Origin of the sequence: Streptomyces sp. 3330, from assembly GCF_031456635.1 — a bacterium.
Lineage (GTDB): Bacteria > Actinomycetota > Actinomycetes > Streptomycetales > Streptomycetaceae > Streptomyces.
The window spans coordinates 13,428-39,914 of the sequence record NZ_JAVDVA010000009.1 but is presented as its reverse complement, the minus strand read 5'-3'; the positions used below and the strand labels follow the sequence as shown (position 1 = coordinate 39,914).

Sequence of the window (26,487 nt, the reverse complement as noted above, 5' to 3'; positions counted from 1 at the left end):
TCCGGTTACTTCGTGCACGTCGGCAGGTCCGCGGTGTCGCCGCCGCGGATGTCCTCGAGGGCGTCGAGGGCGTCGTCGATGGTGTCGACCTTGACGAGCCTGAGCCCCGAGGGGGTGTCCTTGGCGGCGGCCGCGCAGTTCTCCGCGGGGGTCAGGAAATACTGGGCGCCCTGACTGCGCGCGCCCACCGTCTTCATCTCGATGCCGCCGATCGGCCCGACCTTGCCGGCGTCGTCGATGGTGCCGGTGCCGGCGACGAACGTGCCGCCGGTCAGACTGCCCGGCGTGAGCTTGTCGTAGATGCCGAGCGCGAACATCAGACCGGCGCTCGGCCCGCCGACGTCGGCCAGCTTGATGTCGATGGTGAACGGGAAGGTGTGGTCGGTCCCGGCCGAGATCCCGACGATGGCCCGCTTCTCGCCGCTGTCGTCGGAGGTCGCCGTCGTGATGGTGACGTCCTGGGTCTCGGTGGCCGTCTTGTTCGCCTTCTCGGCGGCCGCCTGGTCCTTCGCCGGGACGATGCGGAAGACGACCTTCTCCCCCGGCTTGTGCCGGGTGACCAGCTTCGCGACGTCGCCCGGCTCCTTCACCGCGGTGCCGTCCACGGCCTTGATCACGTCACCGGCGTGCAGCCGGCCCTCCGCCGGTGAGCCCTTCACCACCGTCGAGACGATCACCCAGGACGTCACCGGGATGTCCAGCTCCTTCAGGGCGGCGACCTTGGCGCTCTCCTGGGACTGGCTGAACTCCTCGGCGTTCTCCTGGGTGGACTGCTCCTCGGTCTTGCCGTCCGGGTACAGCGTGTCGTGCGGCACGACCTTGTTGTCGTGCGCGAGCCATCCGTAGACGGCCTCGACCAGGTTCATCCGGTAGTCGGCGCTGGTGACCCGCACGGTGGTCATGTTCAGGTGCCCGCTGGTCGTGTAGGTCTTGCGCCCGGAGATCTGCAGCACCGGCTCGCCGCCGTGATCGCCGAGGGTGTTCACCGTCGGCCCGGGGGACATCTCCGCGTACGGCACGGGGATGAGCACGCCCGCACACAGGAGCGCGATCAGCATCAGGGTGGAGGCGAGCATCGTCGCGGTGCGGCGTGGCATGTCTCGACACTACGGGACGCCTCTGTCGGCGCACCGTCAGGGCTGCCACCCGGGTCACGTACGCGAGTGGGGCTTCTCCATGGCCGCCCGGAAGCGGGCGTATCCGTCCAGTTCAGGGCCGTCGCTGCGGGCCTTCCGGGTCCGGTTGGCCCACGTGCCCCACAGACCCGCGCCGACAGCGGCGACAAGCGGAATCAGCAACCAGGCGAGTGCCGCCATGCCGACCTCCCAACCCCGATGAGCCACCGCAACTGACTGATCAGCAGATTAACCATCCGCACCGACAACGCTCACGGCAGGGGTGGGGTTACGCAACCGGAGGAAAATCAGCAGGCGCCGACCCATTCGTCGGTACCGTCCGAGAACTTCTGGTGCTTCCAGATGGGCACCTCGTGCTTGAGGTCGTCGATCAGCTTCCGGCAGGCCTCGAAGGCCTCGCCCCTGTGCGGGCAGGAGACGGCGACCACGACGGCCAGATCACCGACCCGGAGATCGCCCACCCGGTGCACCGCGGCCAGCGCCCGCACCGGATATTCGGCGACGACCTTCTCCGCGACCCGCCGCATCTCCGCCTCCGCGCCCGGGTGGCAGGAGTACCCGAGGGCGTCGACGTCGGCGCCGCCGTCGTGGTTGCGCACCGTGCCGACGAACAGCGCGGTGCCGCCCGCGGCGTCGTCCCCGACGGCCCTGAAGACCTCGTCCAGGGAGAGCGCGGTGTCACGGACGGCGATCAGCTTGATGGGGTCCTGCGCTGCCCGCTCGCCGGGGTGCTCGTCGTTGGCTGCCATGCCCCCATCGTGCCGCACCCCGGGGAGCGGGCGAAATAGCCTGATCACCCGGCACGCACGCGTGGCCGTTTGGAGCGACCTACGAAAGCGGCCCGTCCGGCGCCCGGGGACTTCGCACGTCCAGGAGCGACCGGGGGAAAGAAGGACCGGCGCGGGGGGGTCCGGGGGGCGCGCCCGCCGGGGAGGGGGCGGGAAGGGGCGGCGGGGTGTGAGAGCAGCAGCCCGCGCGCCCCCGCGTTCACCGCCGCCGGGCCTTCCGGGCCCGCCGCACCACGGCCGCCGCGCCCAGCAGGGCGACCGTCGCGCCCGCGGCGCCCGCGGCGGTGGCGTCCTTGCGCCCGAGCCGCCGGCCGACGACGGTGTGCCGCCCGGCCACCTCCGCCAGCAGCTCCGCGAGGACCTCCTCGTTGGTCCAGCGCGGCCGCCATCCCGCGTCGTGCAGCCGGCTCCCGCTCACCACCCAGGGGTACATCGTGTAGGCAAGGTCTCCGGCCGGGGACGGCGTCAGACCGATGCGGTGCAGCCGGGCGGCGGCGCCCAGCGCGACCGCCGACGGCAGCTCCATGCGCCGGATCCCGCTGAGCTCCTCGACCTCCTCCTGCTCCAGCCATCCGTCGCAGCCCACGGCCAGCTCGCCGTCGACCTTCTCCAGGACGGCGTACTCCAGGGCGCTCACCAGGTCCTCGACATGGCAGAACTGCCAGGCCGGACGCGATCCGGCGACGACCAGCAGCCGCGGCGACTCGAAGTACCGCGTCAGCGCGGTGTCCGTACCGCCGACCAGCACCGCGGGCCGCACCACGGTGACGTTGAGCCCCGGATGCGCCCGAGGCGCGCGCCGGGCCAGCCGTTCGATCTCCAGGAGGTCCCCGACGCCGGTCGCCTCCGCCGTGGCCCGCAGCTCGGCGTCCTCCGAGAGGGGCAGCTCGTTGTCCTCGAGCGCGCCGTAGACCATCGCGGAGGTGCACAGCACCACCCGGTGCACGCCGGCCGCCGCGGCGGCCGTCAGCACGGTCTGCGTGCCGCGCACGTTGTAGGCCGTCCGGGCGGCGGCGTCACTCCCCAGGTCGAGGTCGAGGGCGAGGTGGACCACGACGTCCGCGCCGCGCAGCTTGTCGGCGATCGCCGGGTCCCGGACGTCGAGGATGTGCCACGTCGCCGCGTCGCACTCGCCGCGCCGCTCGTCGATGGCAACGACCTGCTTGATCTGCTCGGACGCGGCGAGCCGCTCGGTGAGCAGCGCGCCGATCCCGGTCGCGGCGCCGGTCACGGCGACGACGGGCCCGCGCGCGCCGGCCGGGGTCGAGTGGTTTCGCGCTGCGCGAACCTGCGGATCTGGGGAACTCACCAGGTGTCTCCAGCGGTTGTCTTGGCATACGGGCGCGAGTGAAGCGTACGTACCAGGTGGCATCCATCCTGCCGCAGGCCAGGAGTCGGCGAAGCACCGAGGCCCGATCGAGCCGGGGTGTCTACGCTGGGTGGTGTTGCAGGGCAGTCGCCGCCGGCCGAGAAACCGGTGGCCTTACCAGCCGAGGAACCCCGTGAGTGACACCCCATTCGGATTCGGCCTTCCGCCGGAGGAGCCGGAAGACGGCGACGAGGGCAAGAAGAAGGACCCGCAGAGCGGCGGTGGTCAGGGACCGGCCAACCCGTTCGGATTCGGCGGCCTGCCCGGCGCCGGAGGCTTCGGCGCCCCCGGTGCGGACAACCCGCTCGCCGCGATGTTCGGGTCGCTGAACCCCAACGACCTGGGGGCCGCCTTCCAGCAGCTGGGCCAGATGCTCTCCTACGAGGGCGGCCCGGTGAACTGGGACATGGCCAAGCAGATCGCCCGCCAGACGGTCGCCCAGGGCACCGCCGACGGCGTGAAGGACGCGAGCGTCGGCCCCTCCGAGCGCACCGCGGTCCAGGAGGCCGTCCGCCTGGCCGATCTCTGGCTGGACGACGCGACGTCCCTGCCGTCCGGCGCGGGCACGGCGGTGGCGTGGTCCCGCGCGGAGTGGGTCGAGGCGACCCTGCCCGCGTGGAAGGAGCTCGTCGACCCGGTCGCCGAGCGCGTCGGCGCGGCCATGGGCGATGTCCTGCCGGAGGAGATGCAGGCCATGGCCGGCCCGCTGATCGGCATGATGCGCTCGATGGGCGGCGCGATGTTCGGCTCGCAGATCGGCCAGGCCGTGGGCGTGCTCGCGGGCGAGGTCGTCGGCTCGACCGACATCGGCCTGCCGCTCGGCCCGGCGGGGCGTGCCGCGCTGCTGCCGGTCAACATCGAGGCGTTCGGCAAGGACCTCGGTGTGACGAAGGACGAGGTGCGGCTCTACCTCGCGCTGCGCGAGGCCGCCCACCAGCGTCTGTTCGCGCACGTGCCGTGGCTGCGCTCGCACCTGTTCGGCGCCGTCGAGGGCTACGCGCGCGGGATCAAGGTCGACACGGCCAAGCTGGAGGACGTGGTCGGGCAGTTCGACCCGCAGAACCCGGAGCAGCTGCAGGACGCGCTCCAGCAGGGCATGTTCCAGCCGGAGGACACCCCGGCCCAGAAGGCCGCCCTGGCCCGTCTGGAGACGGCCCTCGCGCTCGTGGAGGGCTGGGTGGACGCGGTGGTGCACGCGGCCGCGAAGCCGCGCCTGTCGTCCGCGGACGCCCTGCGCGAGACGCTGCGCCGCCGTCGCGCCTCGGGCGGTCCGGCGGAGCAGACGTTCGCGACGCTGATCGGTCTGGAGCTGCGTCCGCGCCGTCTGCGGGACGCCTCCCGCCTGTGGGCCTCCCTCACGGACGCGCGCGGGGTCGACGGCCGGGACGCCCTGTGGGCCCACCCGGACATGCTGCCCACGGCGTCCGACCTGGACGACCCGGACGGCTTCGTGCACCGCGAGCAGCTGGACTTCTCCGAGCTGGACAAGATGCTCGGCGAGGCGGCCGGCGGCGGCTCCGGCCACAAGCCGAACCTGAAGAAGGACGACGAAGGCACCGACTCCGAGGACGACGGCACCGAGTGAGCCTGTACGACGACGCGGTCCTCGTCCTGAAGGGGTACGAGGGCCAGGAAGAGCTGCGCCGGTCCTACCTGGACCATCTCGCGGCGCACCCGGACGGCATGTGGAAGGCCTGCGGGGACGGCCACGTCACCGCGAGCGCGCTGGTGATCGACCCGGAGCGCGGCCGCGTGCTGCTGACCCTGCACAAGAAGATGCGGATGTGGCTCCAGATGGGAGGCCACTGCGAGCCGGCCGACGAGAGCCTGCGGGCCGCCGCGCTGCGCGAGGCGACCGAGGAGTCCGGCATCGAGGGGCTCGCCCTGCTGCCGGGCGGCCCCGTACGCCTGGACCGGCATCCCACGCCGTGCGCGTGGCATTTCGACGTCCAGTACGCGGCGCTCGCTCCGGCCGGGGCCGTGGAGGCCATCAGCGACGAGTCCCTCGACCTGCGCTGGTTCGCCTACGACGAGGTCCAGGACGTGGCCGACGAGTCGGTCGTACGGCTGCTGGAGGCGACGCGCGCCCGGCTGTGAGGCGCACGGATGCACGGGCGAGGACGGATGCACGGGCGACGGTGACCCGGAACGGGTGAGGGGCGACCTTCGAGGTGGCCGCCCCTTACGTCTGCACGTCTGCTTCCCGGACGGTCAGCTCCAGGCGTTGCCCTGGTTCTGCTGCCGCACGCCCTGCTGTCCCATGCCGTACTGGGCCGCCAGGCCGGAGCCGATCTGGGCGTTCTGCGGCGGCAGCAGCTCGCTGGGCTGCACGAGCGCGTAGCCGCTGCCCATGAAGCTGAGCTCCCAGCCCTCACCGGTGTTGCCGCGCCTGCGCCACACCCCGGAGGAGTGCGTCTGGGCCTGCATCTGCACCCGCAGCCCGGTGGACCAGGCGACGATGGCGTCGGCGTCGCAGTTGACGTACTTGTCGGGAGTGACCTGCATCATCAGCGGCGCGCCCGAGGTCATCAGGGCGACCTTGCCGCGGCCGGTGATGTTGAGCTGGTACTTCCCGGAGCCGGAGATGCCGTAGAGGCTGTCGACGGCGATGACCTCGTGGTGCAGCGAGGAGTCCATGGCCAGGACATAGCTGCTGTCCACGGTCAGGCCGTCCTGCTCCACGTCCATGAGGTGGACGTGCTGGGCGAGGTTGGCGAGGTAGACCGTGCCCTGCCCGTGGCAGCGCATCAGGTCCAGGCCCTCGCCCGTGCGGGCACGCGCGCGTCCCTGCTGGCTGTTCTGGTACTCGGCGTCGAACTCCACCAGCCCCTGGTAGGCGACCATCGTGCCCTTGCGGGCGAGGATGTCGTCGTGGCCCTCGAGGCCGACGCGGAGCATCTGCTTGTTCTGGAGGCTCCAGCGCTCCTGGGTCTGCGAGTCGTTGTGCGCGAAAAGTGAGCTCTGCATGGCGTTTCTGGCTCCCCCTCAGCCCCGGACCCGGAGGCGGTCGGTGCTGTCCTCACTGGGCTGGACGACGACGATGCCCTGGCCGGAGAAGGCCATCTGGTAGGCCTCGCCGCTGCCCCGGCCGATGAGCGACTGCGCCTTGAAGCTGCGCTTGCCCTTCACCTTGAGGTTCGGCGACCAGGCGACGAGCGCGTCGGGGTCGACGTACGTCTCGTCCTCGCCGCCGCCGCAGTCGACGACGATCGGCTTGCCCCGGGAGGTCAGCGCGACCCAGCCCTGCCCGGAGATCTTGGTGTTCCACAGTCCCTGGCCGGCGAACTTCGCGAGCCCCTTGACGCGCTCGACGCCCCAGGTGAGGTGCGCGTCGAAGGCGAGCAGGTTGGTGGCGTTGACGGAGATGCCGTCGCCGTTGAGGTTGATCACGACGACGTTGGCCCCGTAGTCGGCGAGGTAGAGCAGACCGTCGCCCGAGCACTTCATCAGGGGCGCGCCCTCGCCGGTCATCCAGTCGCGCGCGATCTGGCGCACGGCCGGCGGGTTGGGCTCGTACTGCACGAAGCCCTCGTAGGCGACCATCGAGCCCACACGCGCGAGGAGGTCGTTCCCGGTCTGGAGGGCGACCTTCAGCATGTGGTTGCCGTGGTTCTCCATACGGGCGGTGACGGGTGCGGGGGCATAGCCCGCGAGTGGCTGGTTCATGACGGGCTCCCTCAGACCTCGTACGGCTGGACGACGATGAAGTTGCCGGGAGCGCCCCGGAACTGGAGGTTGACGCTCTCCCCGGTGTCTCCGGGGTAGGCGTTGCGCCGCATGCGGACCTGGCTGGAGACGACCACCTGGGCGGCGGACGACCAGGCGACGACGGCGTTGCAGTCGGCGAACGTGGTGGGGGTGACCGGCAGGACGACGGGCGTGCCGTGCGTCTTGACGACGATCGTGCCGGTGCCCGTGAACTGCATGGTGAACAGGGCTCCGCCGGGGATGCCGTGCCCCTCGATGCGACGGACCTCGTACTGGAGGCTCTCGTCGAAGGCGAGGACGTTCTCCGCGGAGACGCAGATGCCGTCACCCTGGAGTTCGATGGGGTGCAGCATCGTGGAGTTCTCGGCGAGGAACACCTGTCCCTGGCCGGTGCAGCGCATCAACTGCATCTCCTGGCCGGTGGCGTTGCCGACGATGCGGCCGGAGAACCCGGCGCCCTTGTAGCTGAAGTCGACCTTGCCCTGGTACAGGACCATGCTGCCCTGGCGGGCGAGCACGGGCTGACCGCCGATCCCGAGGTCGACGCGGACCAGCTTCTTGTTCTGCTGGGTCCAGCGCTGTCCGGTGGGCGTCTCCTTGAACTGCTGGAGCGCGGCGGCGACTCCGGCACCGCCCTGGGGTGCGCCCTGCGGGACGCCGTAGGCCTGCTGCTGGCCGGGGACCTGCCCGAACGGCGGCTGCTGACCGTAGCCGGGCGGCTGGGGCGGCTGACCGTAGCCGGGCGGGGCCTGCGGGGCGTGGGGAGCCTGCGGCGGCTGGCCGTATCCGGGAGGCATGGGCGCGGTCGGCGCGGGGCCCTGACCGTACGGCTGCTGCGGCGGCTGGCCGTAGGGCGCCGGGGCCGGGGCGGGCGGCGGTACGTGGCCGCCGCCGGGCGGGGTGAGGGGCGCGACGATGGTCGGCGCGGCGTGCACCGGGGGCGCGGGCGCCGGAGCGGGCGCCGGAGCGGGCGCCGGGGCCGGGGCGGGCGGGGGCGCGAAACCCTGCGCGGCGGGCTGCGGCTGCGCCGGCGCGGGAGCCGGCGCGGACGGTGCGCCGAACGCGGGCGGGGCGAAGCCGGGAGCGGCGGCGCCGGCCTGCGGCTGCTGCGGCGCGGCGGGCGCCTCCTCCTCGGCGACCTCGCCGCCGAAGTTCTTCAGCAGCGCGTCCAGACCGCCGTCGAAGCCCTGCCCGACGGCCGCGAAGCGCCAGACGTCCTTCAGGTAGAAGTCACCCAGCATCACGGCCCGCTCGCTGGAGAACTCGGAGCCGTTGAACGCGTAGCGGGCCACTTCCTCGCCGCCCGCGACGATCCGGAGATAGCCGGGGTTGATCTGCGACATCTGTCCGGCGCCGTCGAGGGTCGCCGTGAAGGACAGCTTCTGGATCTGCGGCGGAATACGGTCGAGGGTGATGCGGAAGGACTCCGTGTCGCCCGCCTGGGCGCCCAGGAGCTGGATGGACTCCTCGGGCGACTTCGGCTGGTTGAAGAAGACGAAGTACCGGTCGTCCGAGAGCCGCTCGTCGGCGTCGAGGCCGAAGCAGCTGATGTCGAAGGTCAGGCCGGGAGCGGTGATCTGCACGCCTACGTACAGATCGGTGCCCGCGGTGAGGTCACTGATCCTGGCCTTGTGGCCGCGCTGGAATTCCCTGGGCATGCGTAACGACCGTCCCCCATCCCGATTGTGAATGCGTCGCGTCAGGCTAACGGCAAAGTCGGACAACGCACGATGTCGGTACAGACCCGGTACACAACCGACCTCACCTGACGGGGGCTCGGCTCACCTCGTCTCCGCAGGTCACTCCTCGTCCGCGGCGGACAGGTGCGGCAGCCGTTCGGCCGCGACGACGCCCTCGAGATAGCCGCGGGCGCGCTCGGTGCGCGGGTACGCCTCCAGCAGCCGCCAGAAGTCGGGTCCGTGACCGGGCACCAGCAGATGCGCGAGCTCGTGGGCGAGGACGTAGTCGATGACGTACTCGGGCATGCCCTTCAGGCGGTGCGACAGGCGGATGCTGCCCTCGGCCGGGGTGCACGAGCCCCAGCGGGTGTTCTGGTTGGTCACCCAGCGGACCGAGGAGGGCCGGGCCCGGCCGCCGAAGCACTGGGCCGACAACCGCTCGGCGCGCTCGGCCAGCTCCGCGTCGCCGGGGACGCGCCGGCTCTCCTGGGCGGCGAGCTTGTCGAGCATGACGCTCACCCAGCGTTGCTCCTCCGCCTCGGACATCCGGGCGGGGATGAGCACGATGGTGCGATCGCCCTCGCGGTACGCGGAGACCGTCCGCCGTCGACGGGCGCTTCTGCGGACCTCGATCGCGCTCGTTCCTGAGCCGCTCGGCGGCTGGCTCGGCGTGCCGCGCTGTGGTGTTCCGGCGCGGTGCAGTGGGTCGGCGGACACGCCCCGACGTTACCCGCTGCGCACGGGGGAAGTCCCGACTCCGGGACGGTCGGGTTCCGATCCGTCGTGCCGTTTTTGCCTCGTACGTCGGATTTGTACGATGAACGCCCCTGCCTGTGGACAACTTTCGGCACGCTCGAGCAAGGTCCGGGCATGCTGGCACTCGTCGGCGGAGCGAGGACACCCCACGCCCCTCGCTCCGCCGATGTGACGGGGAGTGTCCAGACATGAGGCATACGGGGGCCTGCGATGCATCCGATGGTGAAGCCCGCGCTGCGGCGCGGCTGGCGTGACCTCCACACGGTGCAGTTCGGGATGACACCGGCGCACGCGCTGACACTCGGCCCGGTGGACACGGCCACGGGCAGCTTCCTCGAGCTGCTGGACGGCACCCGCGGGCCGGCGCTGTTGCGCGAGGAGGGCCGCCGCATGGGCCTGCCCGACGGCCATGCCGACCGGCTGGTGGAGCGGCTGGCGCGGGCGGGGCTGCTCGACGACGCGCGCGGCGGCGGACCGGAAGCCGCGGATCTGCGGGAGCGCAAGGAGGTCCTGGACCGGCTGCGCCCCGACCTCGCCGCCCTGTCGCTCCTCACACCGGATCCGGGCGACGCGATCGGGCACCTGGCCGTCCGGCGCCGGCTGCGCGTCCAGGTGCGGGGCGCGGGCCGGGTCGGCGCGGTGCTCGCGGCGCTGCTCTCGGGTGCGGGCGTCGGCGAGGTGGACGTGCGGGACGGCGGCCGGGTCGAGCCGGGGGACGTCGCACCGGGCGGCCTGCCCGCCGAGGAGGTGGGCGAGCGCCGGGACGAGTCCGCCCGCCGCGCCGTACGCCGGGCCGCCCCCGGCCCCGCACCCCGCAGGGTCCCGGGGACGCCGGCCGAGCCGGACGCCCCCGGCCTCTCGCTCGTGGTCATCGCCCCGCGGGACGACGTGTCCGTGCACGCGCCCGCCCCCTCGGCGGCGGAGCCGCTGATCGCCTCGGGCACACCGCACCTCTATGCCGGGGTCGTCGAGGGGACGGGTGTCGTAGGGCCTCTCGTCCTGCCGGGCGAGACGGGCTGCGCGGGCTGCCTGCATCAGGAGCGCACCGACCGGGACCCGGCCTGGCCGCGGCTGGTCGCCCAGTGGCACTCTGGGCGGAGGCGTGCGGCGCGCGCCTGCGACCTCACCCTGGCCACCACCGTCGCCGGACTGGCGGCCGCCCACGCGCTCACCTTCCTCGACGGCCGGACCCCGTCGAGCGCCGGAGCCCGCTGGGAGGTGTCCGTCCCCGCCCTCCAGTGGCACGCCCGACCGCTATCACCCCATTCCGCCTGTCCGTGCGGGGCCGCCGAGAAAGGTAAGCAGGAACACATCTCCGACTACCGGGGAACGCACGCGACAATGGCAGGGCAGCATTCGCAGGAGTTCTGCCGTACGACGGACGCCGCGCGGCTGGCCGGTACTTGGAGGGCGCATGTCTGATCTTCCCCGGAAGGCGGTCACCCGGACCGCCAAGCTCGCCGCGCTCCCGCTCGGCTTCGCCGGGCGGGCGACCTGGGGTCTGGGCAAACGGATCGTGGGCGAGTCCGCGGAGATCGTCGGCCGCGAGCTGCAACAGCGCACCGCCGAGCAGCTCTTCAAGGTGCTCGGCGAGCTGAAGGGCGGGGCGATGAAATTCGGACAGGCCATGTCCGTCTTCGAGTCCGCCCTGCCCGAGGAGGTCGCCGGTCCCTACCGCGCGGCCCTCACCAAGCTCCAGGACGCGGCCCCGCCGATGCCCGCCCGCACGATGCGCTCGGTGCTCGCGGAGCGGCTCGGCGAGGACTGGTCCGACCTGTTCCTGGAGTTCGACGACCAGCCGGCCGCGGCGGCCTCGATCGGCCAGGTGCACCGAGCGGTGTGGCACGACGGCCGGGAGGTGGCGGTCAAGATCCAATACCCCGGGGCGGGCGAGGCTCTGCTGTCCGACCTGAACCAACTCAGCCGTTTCGCAAGGCTGTTGGGGCCTCTCGTTCCGGGTATGGACGTCAAGCCGCTGATCGCCGAACTGAAGGACCGTGTCTCCGAGGAGCTCGACTACAGCCTGGAGGCACAGGCCCAGCAGGCCCACGCGGAGGAGTTCGCCGACGATCCCGACGTGGTGATCCCGGCGGTGGTCCACCAGCGTGAGCAGGTCCTGGTCACCGAGTGGATCGACGGCGTTCCCCTGTCCGAGGTGATCACCGACGGCACCCAGGAGCAGCGCGACCGGGCCGGCCAGCTGCTGTCCCGGTTCCTCTTCTCCGGCCCGGCCCGCACCGGCCTGCTCCACGCCGACCCGCATCCCGGCAACTTCCGCCTCCTGCCCGGCGGACCGGACGGCGAGGACGACTGGCGCCTGGGCGTCCTGGACTTCGGCACCGTGGACCGGCTCCCGGGCGGCCTGCCGGACCCGATCGGCGACTCCCTGCGCATGACCCTCGACGGCGACGCGGAGGCGGTCTACGAACTCCTGCGCACGGAGGGCTTCGTCAAGGACTCCATCGAGCTGGACCCCGACGCCGTGCTCGACTACCTCCTGCCGATCATCGAGCCGGCCCAGGTGGACGAGTTCACGTTCAGCCGCGGCTGGATGCGCAGCCAGGCGGCAAGGATCGCCGACCCCCGCTCCCCCGCGCACCAGCTGGGCAAGCAGCTCAACCTGCCGCCGGCCTATCTGCTGATCCACCGGGTGACGCTCAGCACGATCGGCGTGCTGTGCCAGCTCGGCGCGACGGTGCGGCTGCGCGAGGAACTGGAGGAGTGGCTGCCCGGGTTCCTGGCGGAGGAGGTCCTGGAGGACTTCGAGGCGGAGGAGTCGGTCGTCGAGGCGTGAAATGCCGGGCATCCTCACCCCTCTGTGACGCGATTCACCACCACTCCGAGTCCAGTCGGCCCTCGATCGCCCTGAGGTTCTCGCGGGCGCAGGCCTCGCAGAAGTAGCGCCGGACGCCGTTCTCCACGGAACAGGTCCAGGTGACGGGCGGGGGCTCCGCCGCCCGGGCGCCGCAGCGGGCACACATGAGGGGGCCGGGCTCCGTCGGGGAACCGCCTCGGTCACCGTCTCCGGGAGGACTCGTCATCCTCGGGACGATAACGCCGAGGCGGTGGATCTCGCGCACAACGCACCGCGGGGGCCGGTCCGTTCGGACGGACCGGCCCCCGCGGGGAGAGCTTCGCCTCCCCTGCCGGGAGGCCACCGCTTCAGGTGGGGGTGATTACTGCATCACGGCCATGGCGAGCGCCCGCCGGGCGCGCAGCGAGGCGCGCTCGGCCCGTCGCTGCATCCGGCGAGCGGTCGCCAGGCGCAGGGCCCGGCGTTCCCGCTCGGCCGCGTGCAGTCGGTCGTGCATATGCGCACGAGCCAGGGCTTCTGGGATGAGTTGCATCTCGCGTGTCCTGTTCTGACGCGAGTCGTACGCGCCGGTGGTGGTGACGTCTTCGGTCGCGGAGCCTGCGGGCTCGCTGGTGAACGGCTTCATCGGGGCCTGCTTCTTGGGGTCTTGCGTGAGGGGGCGGTCGATCGTTCCTGCGGTGTTCATGCTGTGACCGGGTTCTTGCGCGGGCGGCCACGCGGCCGCTTCCGGGCGACGACGACACCCTGGACGAACAGCTCGCCACCCCAGACACCCCACGGCTCGCGCCGCTCCTTGGCGCCTGCGAGGCAGGCCTCCATCAGCGGGCAGGTGCGGCAGAGGGACTTGGCGTACTCGACGTCGGCCGGCGACTCGGCGAAGAAGACCTCCGGGTCGTAGGAACGGCAGGGGACGGGTACGCCGAGGTTCTCGATGGCGTCGTCGAGCGCGGTGAGCGCCGTGAGCGGGGTCAAGGTGGAGTCCTCCGTGAGGCCGGGCGGGGGGATCGTTTCGGAAGGCGGTACTGACGGGGCGTGCGCTTCGAGTTGCACGGTCGTCTTTCCTCGTCTGTCGGTCCGGTCCTGTGGGACCGGGTGTCGGCTGGGTACCGGGTTCTTTTCTTGTCCCGAGGCCCCTTCGCTCCGCCGTCCCCGTTGTTCGGGGCAAACAGAAGGGCCGCGGATCCCGGGTGGGTTCCGCGGCCCTGAAGGCGCCGGCCTGATCGAAGATCAGGCTGGATCACTCCAGGGTTCTGGCCCACGGAAGGCCCACATCAGGTGGTGCTGCGTCGTCTGCTTCCGGGCTCCGGCACCGGCTGCCGTAAAGGCATAGGCGTGCGCCTGTGCCCCTACTGCTTCCAGTGCCTCGGTCGGTCGCTCATTGCGCTCGCGGCTGGCAAGAGCCACGGGGGCAACGGAGGAGGACGCCGGACGGTCGGCACGGATGCCGGACAGACCGGTGCCCAGGATCGAGGCGTCGAGGATGCACGTGGAGACGACCGAGGGATCGGTCAGTTTGGCGGTGGAGCTGCGGTTGATGATGATCACTGGAATCGCCTCCTCTCGGCGTCTCGGGGGACCGGGGATGAATCCGGTCCGGCGGGTATGCAAGTACAGCACGGAATCAGGGCCTTCGAGAAGGCCGCCGTTCCCGTGTCTAAGAACCTATGGGGATTGCCGGGGCATGCGCAAACTATTTTTCCGACGAGTTCGGATCAGTTGGCCGGCCGCCCGCCCTCAGTCCCCCTCGTCGTCCCCTTCGACCTCTTGGCCTGCGCAGATGGCCAGGACATCGGCTCCATAGCGATGGAACTTGCGCACGCCGACCCCCGGGATACGCGCGAGCTCGCCCTCCTCCTCGGGCACGGCCTCGGCGATCGCCATCAGCGTCTTGTCGGTGAAGACGCAGAAGGCGGGCTGCCCCGCCCGCTGCGCCTGGACCGCCCGCCAGTCGCGCAGCCGTTCGTACAGCCCCTCGTCCATGTCGGAGGGGCACTCCTCGCAGCGCATCAGCTTCATCTCGCCGGCGTCGGTCAGCGTGCGTCCGCAGACCCGGCAGCGGGCCGGGGACCGCTGGGTCCGGCGCCGCTCGACCGGACCGCCCGCCGCGGCGCCGGTGAAGCCGCGCTCGATGCCTCCGGCGCCCGCCGTGCTCCCCACCCCACGGCCGACGGCGGCGCCCGAACCGGGACGCAGGCCGTCGAGGAAGCGGCTGGGGCGGCGGGTCGGACGGCCGCCGGGCGAGCGGGAGAGCGCCCAGGAGACCTGCAGGCGCTCCCGGGCCCGGGTGACTCCGACGTAGAGGAGGCGGCGCTCCTCCTCGATCTGCTCGTCGGTCTTGGCGTAGGTGATCGGCATCATGCCCTCGGCAACGCCGACCAGGAAGACGACATCCCATTCCAGGCCCTTGGCCGAGTGCAGGGAGGCCAGGGTGACGCCCTGGACGGTCGGGGCGTGCTGGGCGTTCGCCCGTTCGTCGAGCTCGGCGACCAGGTCGGCGAGGGTGGCGCCGGACTGCGCGGCGGCGAAGTCCTGCGCGAGTGCGACCAGCGCCGCGAGCGACTCCCAGCGTTCCCTGACGGCCCCGGAGCCGGCCGGCGGCTGCGGAGTCCAGCCCTCCCCGGAGAGGACGGCACGCACCTGGGAGGGCAGGTCGACGGCGTCCTCCAGAAGGGCGTCGTTGCCGCCGAAGCGGGCCGCGCCGCGCAGGGCGACGCCCGCCTTGCGGACCTCGGGCCGGTCGAAGAATCGCTCCGCGCCGCGCAGCTGGTACGGGATGCCGCGGTCGGCGAGGGCCTGCTCGTACGTCTCCGACTGCGCGTTGGTGCGGAACAGGACGGCGATCTCCGCGGCCGGGACACCGGCGTCGAGGAGCTCGCGGATCCGGCGGGCCGCGCCCTCGGCCTCGGCCGGCTCGTCGGGATACTCGGCGTAACCGGGCTCGGGCCCCGGGCCACGCTGGGAGACGAGCTCCAGGCGGTGGTCCGCCGCGCGGCCCCGGGCCTGGGAGAGCAGCCCGTTGGCGAGGTGGACGACCTGGGGGGTGGAGCGGTAGTCGCGGACCAGCTTGACGACGGTGGCGCCGGGGTGGCGGGCACGGAAGTCGAGGAGGTGGTCGGGGGTGGCGCCGGTGAAGGAGTAGATGGTCTGGCTGGCGTCCCCGACCACGCACAGGTCGTCCCGCTCGCCGAGCCACAGTTCGAGCAGCCGCTGCTGGAGCGGGCTGACGTCCTGGTACTCGTCGACGACGAAGTGCTGGTACTGGGCGCGGACCTGCTCGGCGATGTCCTGCCGGTCCTGGAGGACGGCGACGGTCAGCAGCAGGACGTCCTCGAAGTCGATGACCCCGCGCTGTCGCTTGAGGTCCTCGTAGGTCTGGTAGAGCTTGGCGATCTCGGCGGGGTCGCGGGGGATCCCGCGGCCCGCCCTGGCCGCGGCCAGGGCGTAGTCGGCGGGGACGGTCTGGGTGACCTTGGACCACTCGATCTCCGCGGTGGCGTCCCGCAGCTCGCCCCGGTCGAGACGGATGCGGCAGGCGGCCGCCGCGTCGGCGACGATCTGGATCTTGCGGTCGACGATCCGGGGCAGCGAGCCACCGATCGCTTTCGGCCAGAAGTACTGGAGCTGCCGCAGGGCCGCGGAGTGGAAGGTGCGGGCCTGGACGCCCTGGGCGCCGAGCAGGCGCAGCCTGCCCCGCATCTCCCCGGCGGCGCGGTTGGTGAAGGTGACGGCCAGCACACTGGAGGGCTGCAGGATGCCCGCGCGCACCCCGTAGGCGATGCGGTGGGTGATCGCCCGGGTCTTGCCCGTGCCCGCTCCTGCCAGCACGCACACCGGGCCGTGCAGCGAGGTGGCCACCTCGCGCTGCTCGGGGTCGAGCCCTTCGAGCACCGCGTCGGCCGAGTCCGGTGCCTGCGGGAAGAGGGAGGAGTGCGTTGCTGCTGTCACATGGCCATGCTGCCAGGTCGGCGGAGACGCACGGGCCGGTTGTCCACAGGCGAGCCCTCGCAGTCGTACTAATGCGGCGCGTGTCACCCTCGGGGAACGGGCCCGGCGGGAATGGTGGCTCCTTCACGTACGTTCTCCCCCTGCGACCACCTGCCGCCGACCCGCCGAAGGAGCACAGAAGACATGCTGGGCACTGTGACGATGTACAGCACCACGTGGTGCGGCTACTGCCAGCGGCTGAAGAAGCAGCTCGACCGCGAGGGCATCGGATACACCGAGATCAACATCGAGCAGGACCCGGCGTCCGCGGCGTTCGTGGAGAAGGCCAATGGCGGAAACCAGACGGTTCCGACCGTGCTGTTCCCCGACGGCTCCACGCTGACGAACCCCTCGCTGGCGCAGGTGAAGCAGAAGATCGGCGCGTGACCGTGCTCGGCGCGTAGCCGCACAGCCGCACATGTGAAGGGCGGTCCCCCGGATGCCGGGGGACCGCCCTTCACATGTCGTGGGTCAGACGAAGCTGCGGGTCGGCAGCGGCTTGCCGTACCAGAGCTCGATCAGCCGGGCCGCGATGGAGATGCCGTAGGGGGGCAGCACCTCGCCGGACTCGAAGGCGGCGCCGAGTTCGTCGCGGGAGAACCAGCGGGCCTCGTGGATCTCGTCGCCGTCGACGTTGATGTCGAGGGACGTGGCGCGGGCCATGAACCCCAGCATGAGGCTGGACGGGAAGGGCCAGGGCTGGCTGGCGATGTAGTCGACCTGGCCGACGGTGACGCCGACCTCCTCGAAGACCTCGCGGCGCACGGACTGCTCGATGGACTCGCCGGGCTCGACGAAGCCGGCCAGGGTCGAGAAGCGGCCCTCGGGCCAGTGGACCTGGCGTCCGAGGAGGATGCGGTCCTCGTCGTCCGTGACGGCCATGATCACCGCGGGGTCGGTGCGCGGGTAGTGCTCGGCCCCGCAGGCGGGGCAGCGGCGGATGTGGCCGGCCGCGGCGATCACCGTGCGCTCGCCGCAGCGGGAGCAGAAGCGGTGCAGGCGCTGCCAGTTCTCCAGGGCCACCGCGTGGACCATCAGACCCGTCTCGCGCGGCGACAGCAGCAGGCCGGCCTCGCGCAGACCGGCCGGGCGCGCGGACTGGTCGATCCGGCCGGGGAGCGCGTCCTTCTGGAGCGCGAAGTAGCTGACGCCGTCCTCGTCGGTCCCCAGGAAGTAGCGGTGCGCCTCGGTGAGGGGCGCCTCGAACGACGGGGTCATGACGAGTTCGGTGTGGCCTTCGGACGTCTCGTCGATGAGGACCTGGCCGCCGGAGACGACGAAACAACGCGTCGTGGGGTGGCTCCACGCCGCGGCGAGCCAGGCCTCGTCGAGCCGGTGGTGGGCGGCGCGGTCGACACCGCTCGGCGCGGTGAGCGAGATGGGTCGATCGGCGTTCTGGTCGGTCCAGGTGGTCACGGGTACTTCCAACTCCCCCGGTGGAACGGTTGTTTCGGCGGGTGGTTCAGCGGGACGTACGGCAGAGGACGACCGGTCTGGGTGCGATGTCGCGGTGCGGGGCGGTCTCTCCAGTGTGCCCCGCGCGCGGGTCCCCTCCCGACCGTGCGAGGGCGTCAGGGCGCATGGCTCCAGGTCTCGGCCAGGTCGCCCCAGAGGTACGCGGTGGTCTCGACGCCCTTGAGGAGGAGATCCAGCTCGACCTTCTCGTTCGGCGCGTGCCAGCCGTCCGAGGGGACGGAGATGCCCAGGAAGAGCACCGGGGCGCCGAGGACCTCCTGAAGGTCGGCGGCCGGTCCGGAGCCGCCCTCCCGGGTGAAGCGGACCGGCCCTTCGAAGGCGCGGCCCATGGCGCGGACCACGGACCGGAGAGCCGGGTGGTCGAGCGGGGTCAGACACGGGCGCGTGGCCGGGCTGAAGGTGATCTCGTGCCGGATCCCCGCGGGCAGCTGATCGGCGGCCCAGGCGCGGACGGCCTTCTCCACCTGCTCGGGGTCCTGGCCGGCGACCAGCCGGAACGACAGCTTCACGAAGGCCGAGGACGGGATGATCGTCTTGCTGCCCGGGCCCTGGTAGCCGCCGCCGATGCCGTTGACCTCGGCGGTCGGGCGGGCCCAGACGCGTTCCAGGGTGGTGTGCCCGGCCTCGCCGTGGGTGGCGCGCGACCTGGCGGTGCGCAGCCACCGGTCCTCGTCGAAGGGCAGCTCGGCGAAGAGCTCGCGCTCGCGGTCGGTGAGCTCGACGACGCCGTCGTAGAAGCCGGGGACGGCCACGCGCGCGTGGTCGTCGTGCAGGGCCGCGACCAGGCGGGCGGCCGCGGTGGCCGGGTTGGGCACGGCACCGCCGAAGGAGCCCGAGTGGATGTCCTGGTCGGGGCCGAACAGCCGGATCTCGCATTCGGCGAGTCCGCGCATGCCGGTGCACACCGTGGGGGTGTCCTCGGACCACATCCCGGTGTCGGAGACGATCACGGCGTCCGCGGCGAGGCGGTCCGCTCGCTCCTCGACCAGGGCGCGGAAGTTCGGCGAGCCGGACTCCTCCTCGCCCTCGATCAGCAGCTTGAGGTTGACGGCCGGGGCCCGGCGGCCGGTGGCGGCGAGATGGGCGCGGACACCGAGGGTGTGGAAGAAGACCTGGCCCTTGTCGTCGGCGGCGCCCCGCGCGAAGAGGCGGTTCCCGCGGACGACCGGCTCGAACGGGTCGGTGTCCCAGCCGTCCTCGCGGGCGGCGGGCTGCACGTCGTGATGGCCGTAGACGAGGACGGTGGGAGCCTGCGGATCGCCGGACGGCCACTCCGCGTAGACGGCCGGAGCGCCCGGTGTCCCCCAGACCTCGACGGTCGGGAAGCCGGTCTCCTCGAGCTTGGCGGCGAGCCAGTCCGCGCTGCGCCGTACGTCGGGTGCGTGGTCGGGCTGTGCCGACACCGACGGGATGCGCAGCCATTCGGCGAGGTCGTCGAGGAAGGCGGCGCGGTGCTGCTCGATGTACGTGCGGACGGCGCTGACGGCAGTGTCAACGGGATGGCTCATGGTCACGAGCCTATCGGCCCGCACCGACATCCTCGCCTGGGCCTTGCGCGGGATCTGCTTGCGCGGCCGGTGCGCCGCGGTCGCCCCCGGGACCGTCCTCCCCGGTCAACAGGCGCTCCAGGGCGGCACGATCGGGCAGACCCTCCGGTCGTACGACGTCTCCGCTGCGTACATAGAGGAACGCCGCTGTGACGGATTCCACGGGCACACCCTGCTGCTCGGCCCACGCGAGCCGGTAGAGGGCGAGCTGGAGGGGGTCGGCGGTGCGGGCCCGGTGGGTCTTCCAGTCGACGATGTCGTAGGTGGCCGTGTCGCCGTCGCCCTCCTTGTAGACCGCGTCGATACGGCCCCGTACGACGCGGCCGGCGAGGGAGAGCTGGAAGGGCGCCTCGACGCGGTACGGCGTGCGGTGGGCGTACTCGGTGTTCTCGAAGGCTTCCTTGAGGGCTTCCAGGTCGCGTTCGTCGGTGATCTCCGCGTCGTCGCCGGGCAGCTCGTCCGGGTCCAGCAGGGGCAGCGTCAACTCCTCGAAGCGGGCTTCCACCCATGCGTGGAACCGGGTGCCCCGGCGCGCGGCCGGTTGCGGGGGGCGCGGCATGGGGCGCGCGAGTTCCTGCGCGAGACCGTCCGGATCGGCGGCCAGCCGCAGGACCTGCGAGGCGGTCAGGGTGGTGGGAAGGGGCACGTCCGTGACGCTGCGGCGGGCGCGGAGCAGCTCGCCGGCGAGCGCGTCGAGGTCACGGTCCCAGGAGGCGACGGCGCGGGCTTCCTCCGGGGTGAGGAAGGGGCGGCGCGGGCGGGCCGCGGGACGCTCCGGTGCCGTCGCCTGGTGGGGCACGGCGGGACGGGCGTTCTCGAAGGGCGCGTCCGTGAACGGGTCGGACGCGTCGTCGTGCGGATCGCCGTACCCGGGGGCGCCGTCCCCCGGATCGCCGTAGGCGTCGTCGTGGGCCGCGGGATCGCCGTAGGCGTCGTCGTACTCGGGCTCGTCGAACCCGGGCTCGTCGAACCCGGGCTCGTGGGCGAGCTCGTCCTCGTCGGGTGGCGGGGGCCAGTCAGGGTCGTCGTAGGTGTCCGGGTCGTGGGTGGCGCCGGGGTGGTCGCCCCGGTGCGAGGCGAGGTCCTCCAGGTGGGCGAGGACGGTCTCGGCGGCGGCGCGGCGGCGGGCGAGGGAGTCGTCGTCCAGGGGGAGCGGCCAGACCTGGTCGACCGTGGCCCGGTGCAGGACGGGGTTCTCCGCGTCCTCCTCCGGCTCGTCCGCCCATGCCTCGATCTCGCCGTGCCCGGCCGCGCAGTGCCGGTACAGCTCCTGGAGGAAGCCGGACGGGCCGCGCGGCTTCTTCTGGGTGGGGCCCCACCAGTGGCCGGACCCCAGGAGCAGGGAGCGGGGGCGGGTGAAGGTGACGTAGCCGAGGCGGAGTTCCTCGGTGTGCTGGTGTTCCTTCATGGCCTCGTGGAAGGCCTTCATGCCCCGCGCGTCCCAGGAGTCGAGCTCGGGGAGGGTGTCGGCGTCGCCGCGCAGGGCGTGCGGCAGCACCTTGGCCTGGGCGGTCCACTTCTCGCGGCCCTGGCCGCTGGGGAAGGTCCCGGTGACCAGGCCGGGGACGGCGACGACGTCCCACTCCAGCCCCTTGGACCTGTGCGCGGTGAGCACCTTGACGGTGTTCTCGCCGCCGGGGAGGGCGTTGTCGAGGCCCTTCTCGTACTGGGCGGCGGTGCGCAGGAAGCCGAGGAAGGCCAGCAGGCTCGCCTGGCTCTCGCTCGCGGCGAAGGAGGCGGCGACGTCGAGGAAGTTGGACAGGGTCTCGCGGCGCCGGGCGGCCAGGGCCTGCGGCGACGCCGACAGTTCGACCTCGAGACCGGTGACGGCCAGGACGCGGTGCAGCACGTCCATCAGGGGGTCGGCCAGGGAACGGCGCAGGTCGCGCAGTTCGGTGGCGAGTCGGGCGAACCGCACGCGCGCGTCCGGCGAGAAGGGCAGCCCGTCGTCGTACCCGGCGCCGCCGTCGCCGTACAGCGGTGACTCCAGGAAGGTGTCGAGGGCGTCCGCGAGCGATATCACCTCGGACGGGTCGATGCCCTCGACGGCCTCGGCGAGACGGCGGTCCGGGTCGTCGTCGCCCCCGCGCGCGTGCGTGACGAGCAGCCGCGCCCTCCGCCCCAGGAGCGCGAGGTCGCGGGGGCCGATGCGCCAGCGCGGACCGGTGAGCAGGCGGACCAGGGAGGCGTTGGCGCCGGGGTCCTGGAGCACCTCGCAGACGGCGACCAGGTCGGCGACCTCGGGCAGGTGCAGGAGGCCGGAGAGGCCCACCACCTCGACGGGGACGTCCCGGGCGACCAGCGCTCCCTGGATCTCCGCGAAGTCGGTGGCCGTGCGGCACAGCACGGCGATCTCGCCCGGCGCCTTGCCGGTGCGCACGAGGTGGGCGATGGAGTCGGCGATCCAGTCCATCTCCTCGGCGTGCGTGTTCAGCAGGGCGCAGCGCACCACGCCGTCGCGCTCGGCTCCGGGGGCGGGACGCAGGGCCTCCACGCCCGCGTGCATGGCGCGCAGCGGTTCGGCGAGGCCGTTGGCGAGGTCCAGCAGGCGGCCGCCGCTGCGGCGGTTCTCGCTGAGCGACTGGCGTCGCGCCCTGCTCCCGTCGGGGAGCGCGAAGTGCTCGGGGAAGTCGTCGAGGTTCGCCACGGAGGCGCCGCGCCAGCCGTAGATGGCCTGGCAGGGGTCGCCGACGGCGGTCACGGGGTGTCCGGTGCCGCCGCCGAACAGGCCGGCCAGCAGGATGCGCTGGGCCACCGACGTGTCCTGGTACTCGTCGAGGAGGACCACCCGGAACTCCTCGCGCAGGATCGGTCCCACCTCGGGAACCTGGGCGAGCCGGGCCGCCAGGGCGATCTGGTCGCCGAAGTCGAGCAGGTCGCGCTCCCGCTTGGCCGTCCGGTAGCGCAGCACGAGCTCGGCCAGTTCGCGGCGGGCGGCGGCCGCCTCGGGCACCTTGCGCAGGTCCGCGTTGGTGAGCCTGGCGCCCTCCAGGCCGCTGAGCAGTGCGGCGTCCCACGCGCGGAGGTCCTCGGGCCGGACGAGGTGTTCGGCGAGTTCGGCGTCGAGCGCGAGGAGGTCGCTGATCAGGTCGGCGAAGGAGCGGGTGAGCGACGGGTAGGGGCCGGGGGCCTCGCGCAGCACCCGGGCCGCGAGCTGGTGACGGGTGGCGTCCGCGAGCAGCCGGGACGTCGGCTCCAGGCCGATGCGCAGGCCGTGGTCGGTCAGCAGGCGGCCCGCGAAGGAGTGGTACGTGGAGATCACCGGCTCGCCCGGCGGGTTGTCCGGGTCGATGAGGTCGGGGTCGGTGACGCCCGCCTTGACCAGTGCCTTGCGGACGCGCTCGGCGAGTTCTCCGGCGGCCTTGTTGGTGAAGGTCAGGCCGAGGACCTGGTCGGGGGCGACCTGGCCGGTGCCGACCAGCCACACCACGCGCGCGGCCATCACGGTCGTCTTGCCCGAGCCGGCTCCGGCCACGATCACCTGCGGGGCGGGCGGCGCGGTGATGCAGGCCGTCTGCTCCGGGGTGAAGGGGATCCCGAGGAGCTCCTTGAGCTGCTCGGGATCGCTGATACGGGCGGGCATGTGGAGAGGCTAGCGGCGGGCACTGACAGTCGATGACAAATCACCCGCGGGGAAGGAGAGAAGCGCAGGTCAGCTCCTGTGGTGCGGTCCGTCACACGGGTCCGTCACGAACCGGGTCCGTCACAGGCCGGGTCCGTCCGTCACGACCCGGGTCCGCGCCGCACGGGTCCGCGCCGCACGGGTCCGTCACGGGACGGGGTCCGTCACTCGACCACGTGCCGTCCCTCGGGCCGGGCGCTGCACGAGGCGCGGAACGCGCAGTGGGTGCACTGCTGGCCGGCGGTCGGCGTGAAGCGCTCGTCGAGGACCTTGCCGGCCGCCGTGGCGAGCAGGTCACCGACCCACTCCCCCGCCTCGCCCTCGAGGGCTTCCTGCGCCTGCACCTTGGGCAGGCTCTCGCCGCCGTCCCGCTTGGCGGCGCCCTGCCGCAGCTGGACGAGTTCGGCGCCGCCCGGCGCGGGCCGTACGCCGTCGAAGGCCTCGTCGACGGCGCCCTCGCGGACGGCCAGCTGGTACACGGCGAGCTGGGGGTGGCGCTCGACCTCACGGGCGGTCGGGGCCTGCTTGCCGGTCTTGAAGTCGACGACGTAGGCGCGGCCCTCGGCGTCGGCCTCGACGCGGTCCATCTGACCGCGGATGCGCACCTCGTACTCACCCGCTTCGAGGGTGACGTCGAAGTCGTGCTCACTGGCGACCGGCGTGCGGCCGGTGCGGTCCATCACATGCCACTTCAGGAAGCGTTCGAGCGCCGCACGCGCGTGTGCCTTCTCCTGCGCGGACTTCCACGGGGCGTCGAAGGCGAGGGCGTTCCACACGGAGTCGAGGCGCTCCATGAGGACGTCGAGGTCGGCCGGGGTGTGTCCGGAGGCGACCTCGTCGGCGAGGACGTGCACCACGTTGCCGAACCCCTGGGCGACGGTGGCGGGGGCGTCGGCCTTCACCTCGCGGCCCAGGAACCACTGGAGGGCGCAGGTGTTGGCGAGCTGGTCGAGGGCGCTGCCGGAGAGCACGACGGGCTGGTCGCGGTCACGCAGCGGCACCTTGCTCTCGGTCGGCTCGAACATGCCCCACCAGCGGTACGGGTGGGCGGACGGCACCAGGGGCCTGCCGTCCTCGTCGGCGAGCGCGGCCAGCCGGGCCAGCCGGCGGGCGGCGGCCTCCCGCAGGACGGCGGAGGCCCGCGGGTCGACCGTCGTGGCGCGCAGTTCGGCGACCAGCGCGGCGACCGCCAGGGGGCGGCGCGGGCGGCCGGTGACGTCCTTGGGCTCGACGCCGAGTTCGGTCAGGAAGCGGGAGGGCTGGTCGCCGTCGTCGGCGGGGGCCTTCACGGCGGTGACGACGAGCCGCTCCCGCGCGCGCGTGGCGGCGACGTAGAACAGGCGGCGCTCCTCGGCGAGCAGCGCTCCCGGGGTGAGCGGCTCGGCGAGTCCGTCGCGCCCGATGCGGTCCGCCTCCAGGAGGGAACCCCGGCGGCGCAGGTCCGGCCAGAGGCCCTCCTGGACGCCGGCCACGACGACCAGGCTCCATTCCAGGCCCTTGGCGCGGTGGGCGGTCATCAGGCGTACGGCGTCGGGGCGCACGGCACGCCGGGTGAGGGTGTCGGCGGCGATGTCCTCGGCCTCGATCTCGGCCAGGAAGTTCAGGGCGCCGCGGCCGCCGGTGCGTTCCTCCGCGCGCGCGGCGGTGGCGAACAGCGCGCACACGGCGTCCAGGTCCCGGTCGGCGTTGCGGCCGGCCGCGCCGCCGCGCCGGGCGGCCCGCTCCAGCCGCGTGGGCCAGGGGGTGCCGTCCCACAGGCCCCACAGCGCCTCCTCGGCCGTGCCGCCGCGCGCGAGACCTTCCCTGGCCGCGGCCAGCAGCGCGCCGAGGCGCTGGGCGCCGCGCGCGTACGTCGGGTCGTGGGCGACCAGCCGCTCCGGCGCGGCCAGGGCGCGCGCGAGCAGTTCGTCGGAGGGCGGCGGCAGCGCGTTGCCCGCGGCGCGCTCCTCCTCGCGCAGGGCCCGGCCGAGGCGGCGCAGGTCGGCGGCGTCCATGCCGGCGAGCGGGGAGGCGAGGAGGGTGAGGGCGGTCTCGGTGTCCAGCCAGCAGGCGTCCGCACCGGCCTCGGGACCGCCGTCGTCCGCCGGCGCCGCCGCGGAGGCCTCCGCCGTCGCCACCGCCCGCAGGGCCGTCAGCAGGGGCGCCACGGCGGGTTCGTGGCGCAGGGGGAGGTCGTCGCCGTCGATGTCCAGGGGGACGCCCGCGGCGGTGAGGGCGCGGCGGACCGTCGGGATCGTGCGGGAGCCGGCGCGTACCAGGACGGCCATCTCGCTCCAGGGCACGCCGTCCTCCAGGTGCGCGCGGCGCAGGATGTCGGCGACGTTGTCCAGCTCGGTGCCGGGGGTCGGGTACGTGTAGACCTCGACGCCCCCGCCGTCGCGTACGGCGCCCAGCTCGCGGTGGGCACGGACCTTCTCGGCGGGCAGACGGGTCAGCGGCATCCGCTGGGTGAGCAGCCGGGTGGCGGCCAGCAGGGCGGCTCCGGAGCGGCGGGAGGTGCGCAGGACCTCGACGGGGGCCGGACGGCCGTCCGGGCGCGGAAAGGCGTCGGGGAAGTCCAGGATGCCGTTCACGTCGGCGCCCCGGAAGGTGTAGATCGACTGGTCGGGGTCGCCGAACGCGACCAGGCTGCGGCCGCCGCCGGCGAGGGCGTGCAGGAGCCGCACCTGGGCCGGGTCGGTGTCCTGGTATTCGTCGACGTACACGGCGTCGTACCGCGCGGAGAGCCGTTCGGCCACCTCGGGACGGTGGGCGAGGAGGACCGCACGGTGGACGAGTTCCGCGTAGTCGATCACGCCGTGCAGATCGAGCACGTCGAGGTACTCGGCGAGGAAGGACGCGGCGGCGCGCCAGTCGGGGCGGCCGATGCGGTGCGCGAAGGCGTCCAGGGCGGCGGGGTCGAGTCCCAGCTCACGGCTGCGGGCGAGCACCGCGCGGACCTCGTCGGCGAAGCCGCGCGTGGTGAGACAGGCGCGCAGTTCGTCCGGCCAGCGCACATGCGCGAGGCCGAGCCGTTGCAGGTCGAGCTGGCCCGCGAGCAGCTCGCGGACGGCCACGTCCTGCTCGGGTCCCGAGAGCAGCCGCAGGGGTTCGACGAACAGGTCGGCGTCCTGGTGGGCGCGGATCAGGGCGTAGCAGTACGAGTGGAAGGTCGTCGCCTGGGGCGCGCGGGCGGCACCCATGCGATGCGCCATGCGGTCCCGCAGCTCCACGGCCGCCTTGCGGCTGAACGTGAGCACCAGGACGCGCTCGGGGTCGCCGCCGCGGGCGATCCGGGCGGCCACCGACTCGACGAGGGTGGTGGTCTTGCCGGTGCCGGGGCCCGCGAGGACGAGCAGCGGACCGGCGCCGTGGTCAACCACGGAGCGCTGGGCGGCGTCCAGACGAGGGGGACCGACCCGGGCCGGCGGGGTACGCACCAGTCGGTAAGCGCCACGGTCCCCCTGTCGCCCCTGGGGGTGCGACAGGCGCCTGGTGGAGGAAGAGGAGCTCACGTGGTTCGCCGGTCCTGGTGGGTGTACTGGTTGACGGAGCACCGATCGGGAAGAGCGGTGATCGCGGGATGAGGGGGACGCGCGCAGCCGACGCTACGCCGACGAGCGGGCCG

General features: G+C 72.8%; 22 protein-coding genes. 5 read left to right on the top strand and 17 right to left on the bottom strand.

Features of this window, described 5'->3' with window-relative positions; translation table 11 throughout:
* Positions 1-5: 5 nt before the first annotated feature.
* The 4 genes from J2X68_RS16950 to J2X68_RS16935 all read right to left on the bottom strand — a co-directional run bounded on the left by J2X68_RS16950 (position 6) and on the right by J2X68_RS16935 (position 3,233).
* Positions 6-1,097 carry a PDZ domain-containing protein gene (locus J2X68_RS16950; RefSeq protein WP_310433377.1) on the bottom strand — a complete coding sequence of 364 codons (1,092 nt, stop codon included), beginning with the start codon at positions 1,095-1,097 and terminating at the stop codon, positions 6-8.
* 54 nt (positions 1,098-1,151) lie between these two features.
* Positions 1,152-1,316, bottom strand: a complete 165-nt coding sequence (locus J2X68_RS16945; protein WP_310433376.1) for a hypothetical protein — start codon at positions 1,314-1,316, stop codon at positions 1,152-1,154.
* A gap of 107 nt (positions 1,317-1,423) precedes the next feature.
* Positions 1,424-1,885 carry a molybdenum cofactor biosynthesis protein MoaE gene (locus tag J2X68_RS16940; protein WP_310433375.1) on the bottom strand — a complete coding sequence of 154 codons (462 nt, stop codon included), beginning with the start codon at positions 1,883-1,885 and terminating at the stop codon, positions 1,424-1,426.
* A 238-nt stretch (positions 1,886-2,123) separates the two neighbouring features.
* Positions 2,124-3,233, bottom strand: a complete 1,110-nt coding sequence (locus tag J2X68_RS16935) for an SDR family oxidoreductase (RefSeq protein ID WP_310433374.1) — start codon at positions 3,231-3,233, stop codon at positions 2,124-2,126.
* A 193-nt stretch (positions 3,234-3,426) separates the two neighbouring features.
* On the opposite strand from J2X68_RS16935, the gene J2X68_RS16930 reads away from it, so the two are divergent.
* Together J2X68_RS16930 and J2X68_RS16925 are read left to right on the top strand one after the other, a co-directional pair.
* Entirely contained in the window at positions 3,427-4,878 is a 1,452-nt protein-coding gene (locus J2X68_RS16930) for a zinc-dependent metalloprotease (protein WP_310433373.1), read from the top strand.
* Positions 4,875-5,390 carry an NUDIX hydrolase gene (locus J2X68_RS16925; RefSeq protein ID WP_310433372.1) on the top strand — a complete coding sequence of 172 codons (516 nt, stop codon included), beginning with the start codon at positions 4,875-4,877 and terminating at the stop codon, positions 5,388-5,390. The genes J2X68_RS16930 and J2X68_RS16925 overlap by 4 nt, the downstream gene beginning before the upstream one ends.
* A 114-nt stretch (positions 5,391-5,504) precedes the next feature.
* Here the strand turns inward: J2X68_RS16925 and J2X68_RS16920 are convergent, their stop codons facing one another.
* The 4 genes from J2X68_RS16920 to J2X68_RS16905 all read right to left on the bottom strand — a co-directional run bounded on the left by J2X68_RS16920 (position 5,505) and on the right by J2X68_RS16905 (position 9,397).
* The gene (locus J2X68_RS16920) at positions 5,505-6,260 is read right to left on the bottom strand and encodes an AIM24 family protein (RefSeq protein ID WP_310433371.1); all 756 of its coding nucleotides are present in this window, start codon (positions 6,258-6,260) and stop codon (positions 5,505-5,507) included.
* An 18-nt stretch (positions 6,261-6,278) separates the two neighbouring features.
* Positions 6,279-6,959, bottom strand: coding sequence for an AIM24 family protein (locus tag J2X68_RS16915; protein WP_020130800.1), 681 nt, complete (start codon positions 6,957-6,959; stop codon positions 6,279-6,281).
* Positions 6,960-6,970: 11 nt separating this feature from the next.
* Positions 6,971-8,659 (bottom strand): TerD family protein, encoded by a 1,689-nt coding sequence (locus tag J2X68_RS16910; protein WP_310433370.1) that lies wholly within the window; start codon positions 8,657-8,659, stop codon positions 6,971-6,973.
* 141 nt (positions 8,660-8,800) lie between these two features.
* A complete protein-coding gene (locus J2X68_RS16905; protein WP_310433369.1) occupies positions 8,801-9,397 on the bottom strand; it encodes a M48 family metallopeptidase in 597 nt (198 codons plus the stop codon).
* 249 nt (positions 9,398-9,646) lie between these two features.
* On the opposite strand from J2X68_RS16905, the gene J2X68_RS16900 reads away from it, so the two are divergent.
* Together J2X68_RS16900 and J2X68_RS16895 are read left to right on the top strand one after the other, a co-directional pair.
* Positions 9,647-10,858 (top strand): TOMM precursor leader peptide-binding protein, encoded by a 1,212-nt coding sequence (locus J2X68_RS16900; protein ID WP_310433368.1) that lies wholly within the window; start codon positions 9,647-9,649, stop codon positions 10,856-10,858.
* A complete protein-coding gene (locus J2X68_RS16895) occupies positions 10,851-12,230 on the top strand; it encodes an AarF/ABC1/UbiB kinase family protein (RefSeq protein ID WP_310433367.1) in 1,380 nt (459 codons plus the stop codon). Before J2X68_RS16900 ends, J2X68_RS16895 begins: the two co-directional genes overlap by 8 nt.
* A 34-nt stretch (positions 12,231-12,264) precedes the next feature.
* Here the strand turns inward: J2X68_RS16895 and J2X68_RS16890 are convergent, their stop codons facing one another.
* The 5 genes from J2X68_RS16890 to J2X68_RS16870 all read right to left on the bottom strand — a co-directional run bounded on the left by J2X68_RS16890 (position 12,265) and on the right by J2X68_RS16870 (position 16,196).
* Positions 12,265-12,477, bottom strand: a complete 213-nt coding sequence (locus J2X68_RS16890; protein ID WP_310433366.1) for a hypothetical protein — start codon at positions 12,475-12,477, stop codon at positions 12,265-12,267.
* A 135-nt stretch (positions 12,478-12,612) separates the two neighbouring features.
* A complete protein-coding gene (locus J2X68_RS16885; RefSeq protein WP_310433365.1) occupies positions 12,613-12,936 on the bottom strand; it encodes a hypothetical protein in 324 nt (107 codons plus the stop codon).
* Positions 12,933-13,301 carry a WhiB family transcriptional regulator gene (locus J2X68_RS16880; RefSeq protein ID WP_005480495.1) on the bottom strand — a complete coding sequence of 123 codons (369 nt, stop codon included), beginning with the start codon at positions 13,299-13,301 and terminating at the stop codon, positions 12,933-12,935. Before J2X68_RS16880 ends, J2X68_RS16885 begins: the two co-directional genes overlap by 4 nt.
* Positions 13,302-13,478: 177 nt before the next feature.
* Positions 13,479-13,796, bottom strand: coding sequence for a hypothetical protein (locus tag J2X68_RS16875; RefSeq protein ID WP_310433364.1), 318 nt, complete (start codon positions 13,794-13,796; stop codon positions 13,479-13,481).
* Between the two features lie 189 nt (positions 13,797-13,985).
* A complete protein-coding gene (locus tag J2X68_RS16870; RefSeq protein ID WP_310433363.1) occupies positions 13,986-16,196 on the bottom strand; it encodes an ATP-dependent DNA helicase UvrD2 in 2,211 nt (736 codons plus the stop codon).
* Positions 16,197-16,379: 183 nt separating this feature from the next.
* Between J2X68_RS16870 and J2X68_RS16865 the strand changes: the two genes are divergently transcribed.
* Complete coding sequence (locus J2X68_RS16865) at positions 16,380-16,622, top strand: mycoredoxin (protein ID WP_062642532.1); 243 nt, start codon at positions 16,380-16,382, stop codon at positions 16,620-16,622.
* An 84-nt stretch (positions 16,623-16,706) separates the two neighbouring features.
* On the opposite strand, the gene nudC is transcribed toward J2X68_RS16865, so the two are convergent.
* The 4 genes from nudC to J2X68_RS16845 all read right to left on the bottom strand — a co-directional run bounded on the left by nudC (position 16,707) and on the right by J2X68_RS16845 (position 26,374).
* Positions 16,707-17,651 (bottom strand): NAD(+) diphosphatase, encoded by a 945-nt coding sequence (gene nudC / locus J2X68_RS16860; protein WP_310433362.1) that lies wholly within the window; start codon positions 17,649-17,651, stop codon positions 16,707-16,709.
* Positions 17,652-17,806: 155 nt separating this feature from the next.
* Complete coding sequence (locus tag J2X68_RS16855) at positions 17,807-19,219, bottom strand: dipeptidase (protein WP_310433361.1); 1,413 nt, start codon at positions 19,217-19,219, stop codon at positions 17,807-17,809.
* A gap of 10 nt (positions 19,220-19,229) precedes the next feature.
* The gene (locus J2X68_RS16850) at positions 19,230-22,841 is read right to left on the bottom strand and encodes an ATP-dependent DNA helicase (protein ID WP_310433360.1); all 3,612 of its coding nucleotides are present in this window, start codon (positions 22,839-22,841) and stop codon (positions 19,230-19,232) included.
* A gap of 203 nt (positions 22,842-23,044) precedes the next feature.
* Positions 23,045-26,374, bottom strand: a complete 3,330-nt coding sequence (locus J2X68_RS16845) for an ATP-dependent DNA helicase (RefSeq protein WP_310433359.1) — start codon at positions 26,372-26,374, stop codon at positions 23,045-23,047.
* Positions 26,375-26,487: the final 113 nt, after the last annotated feature.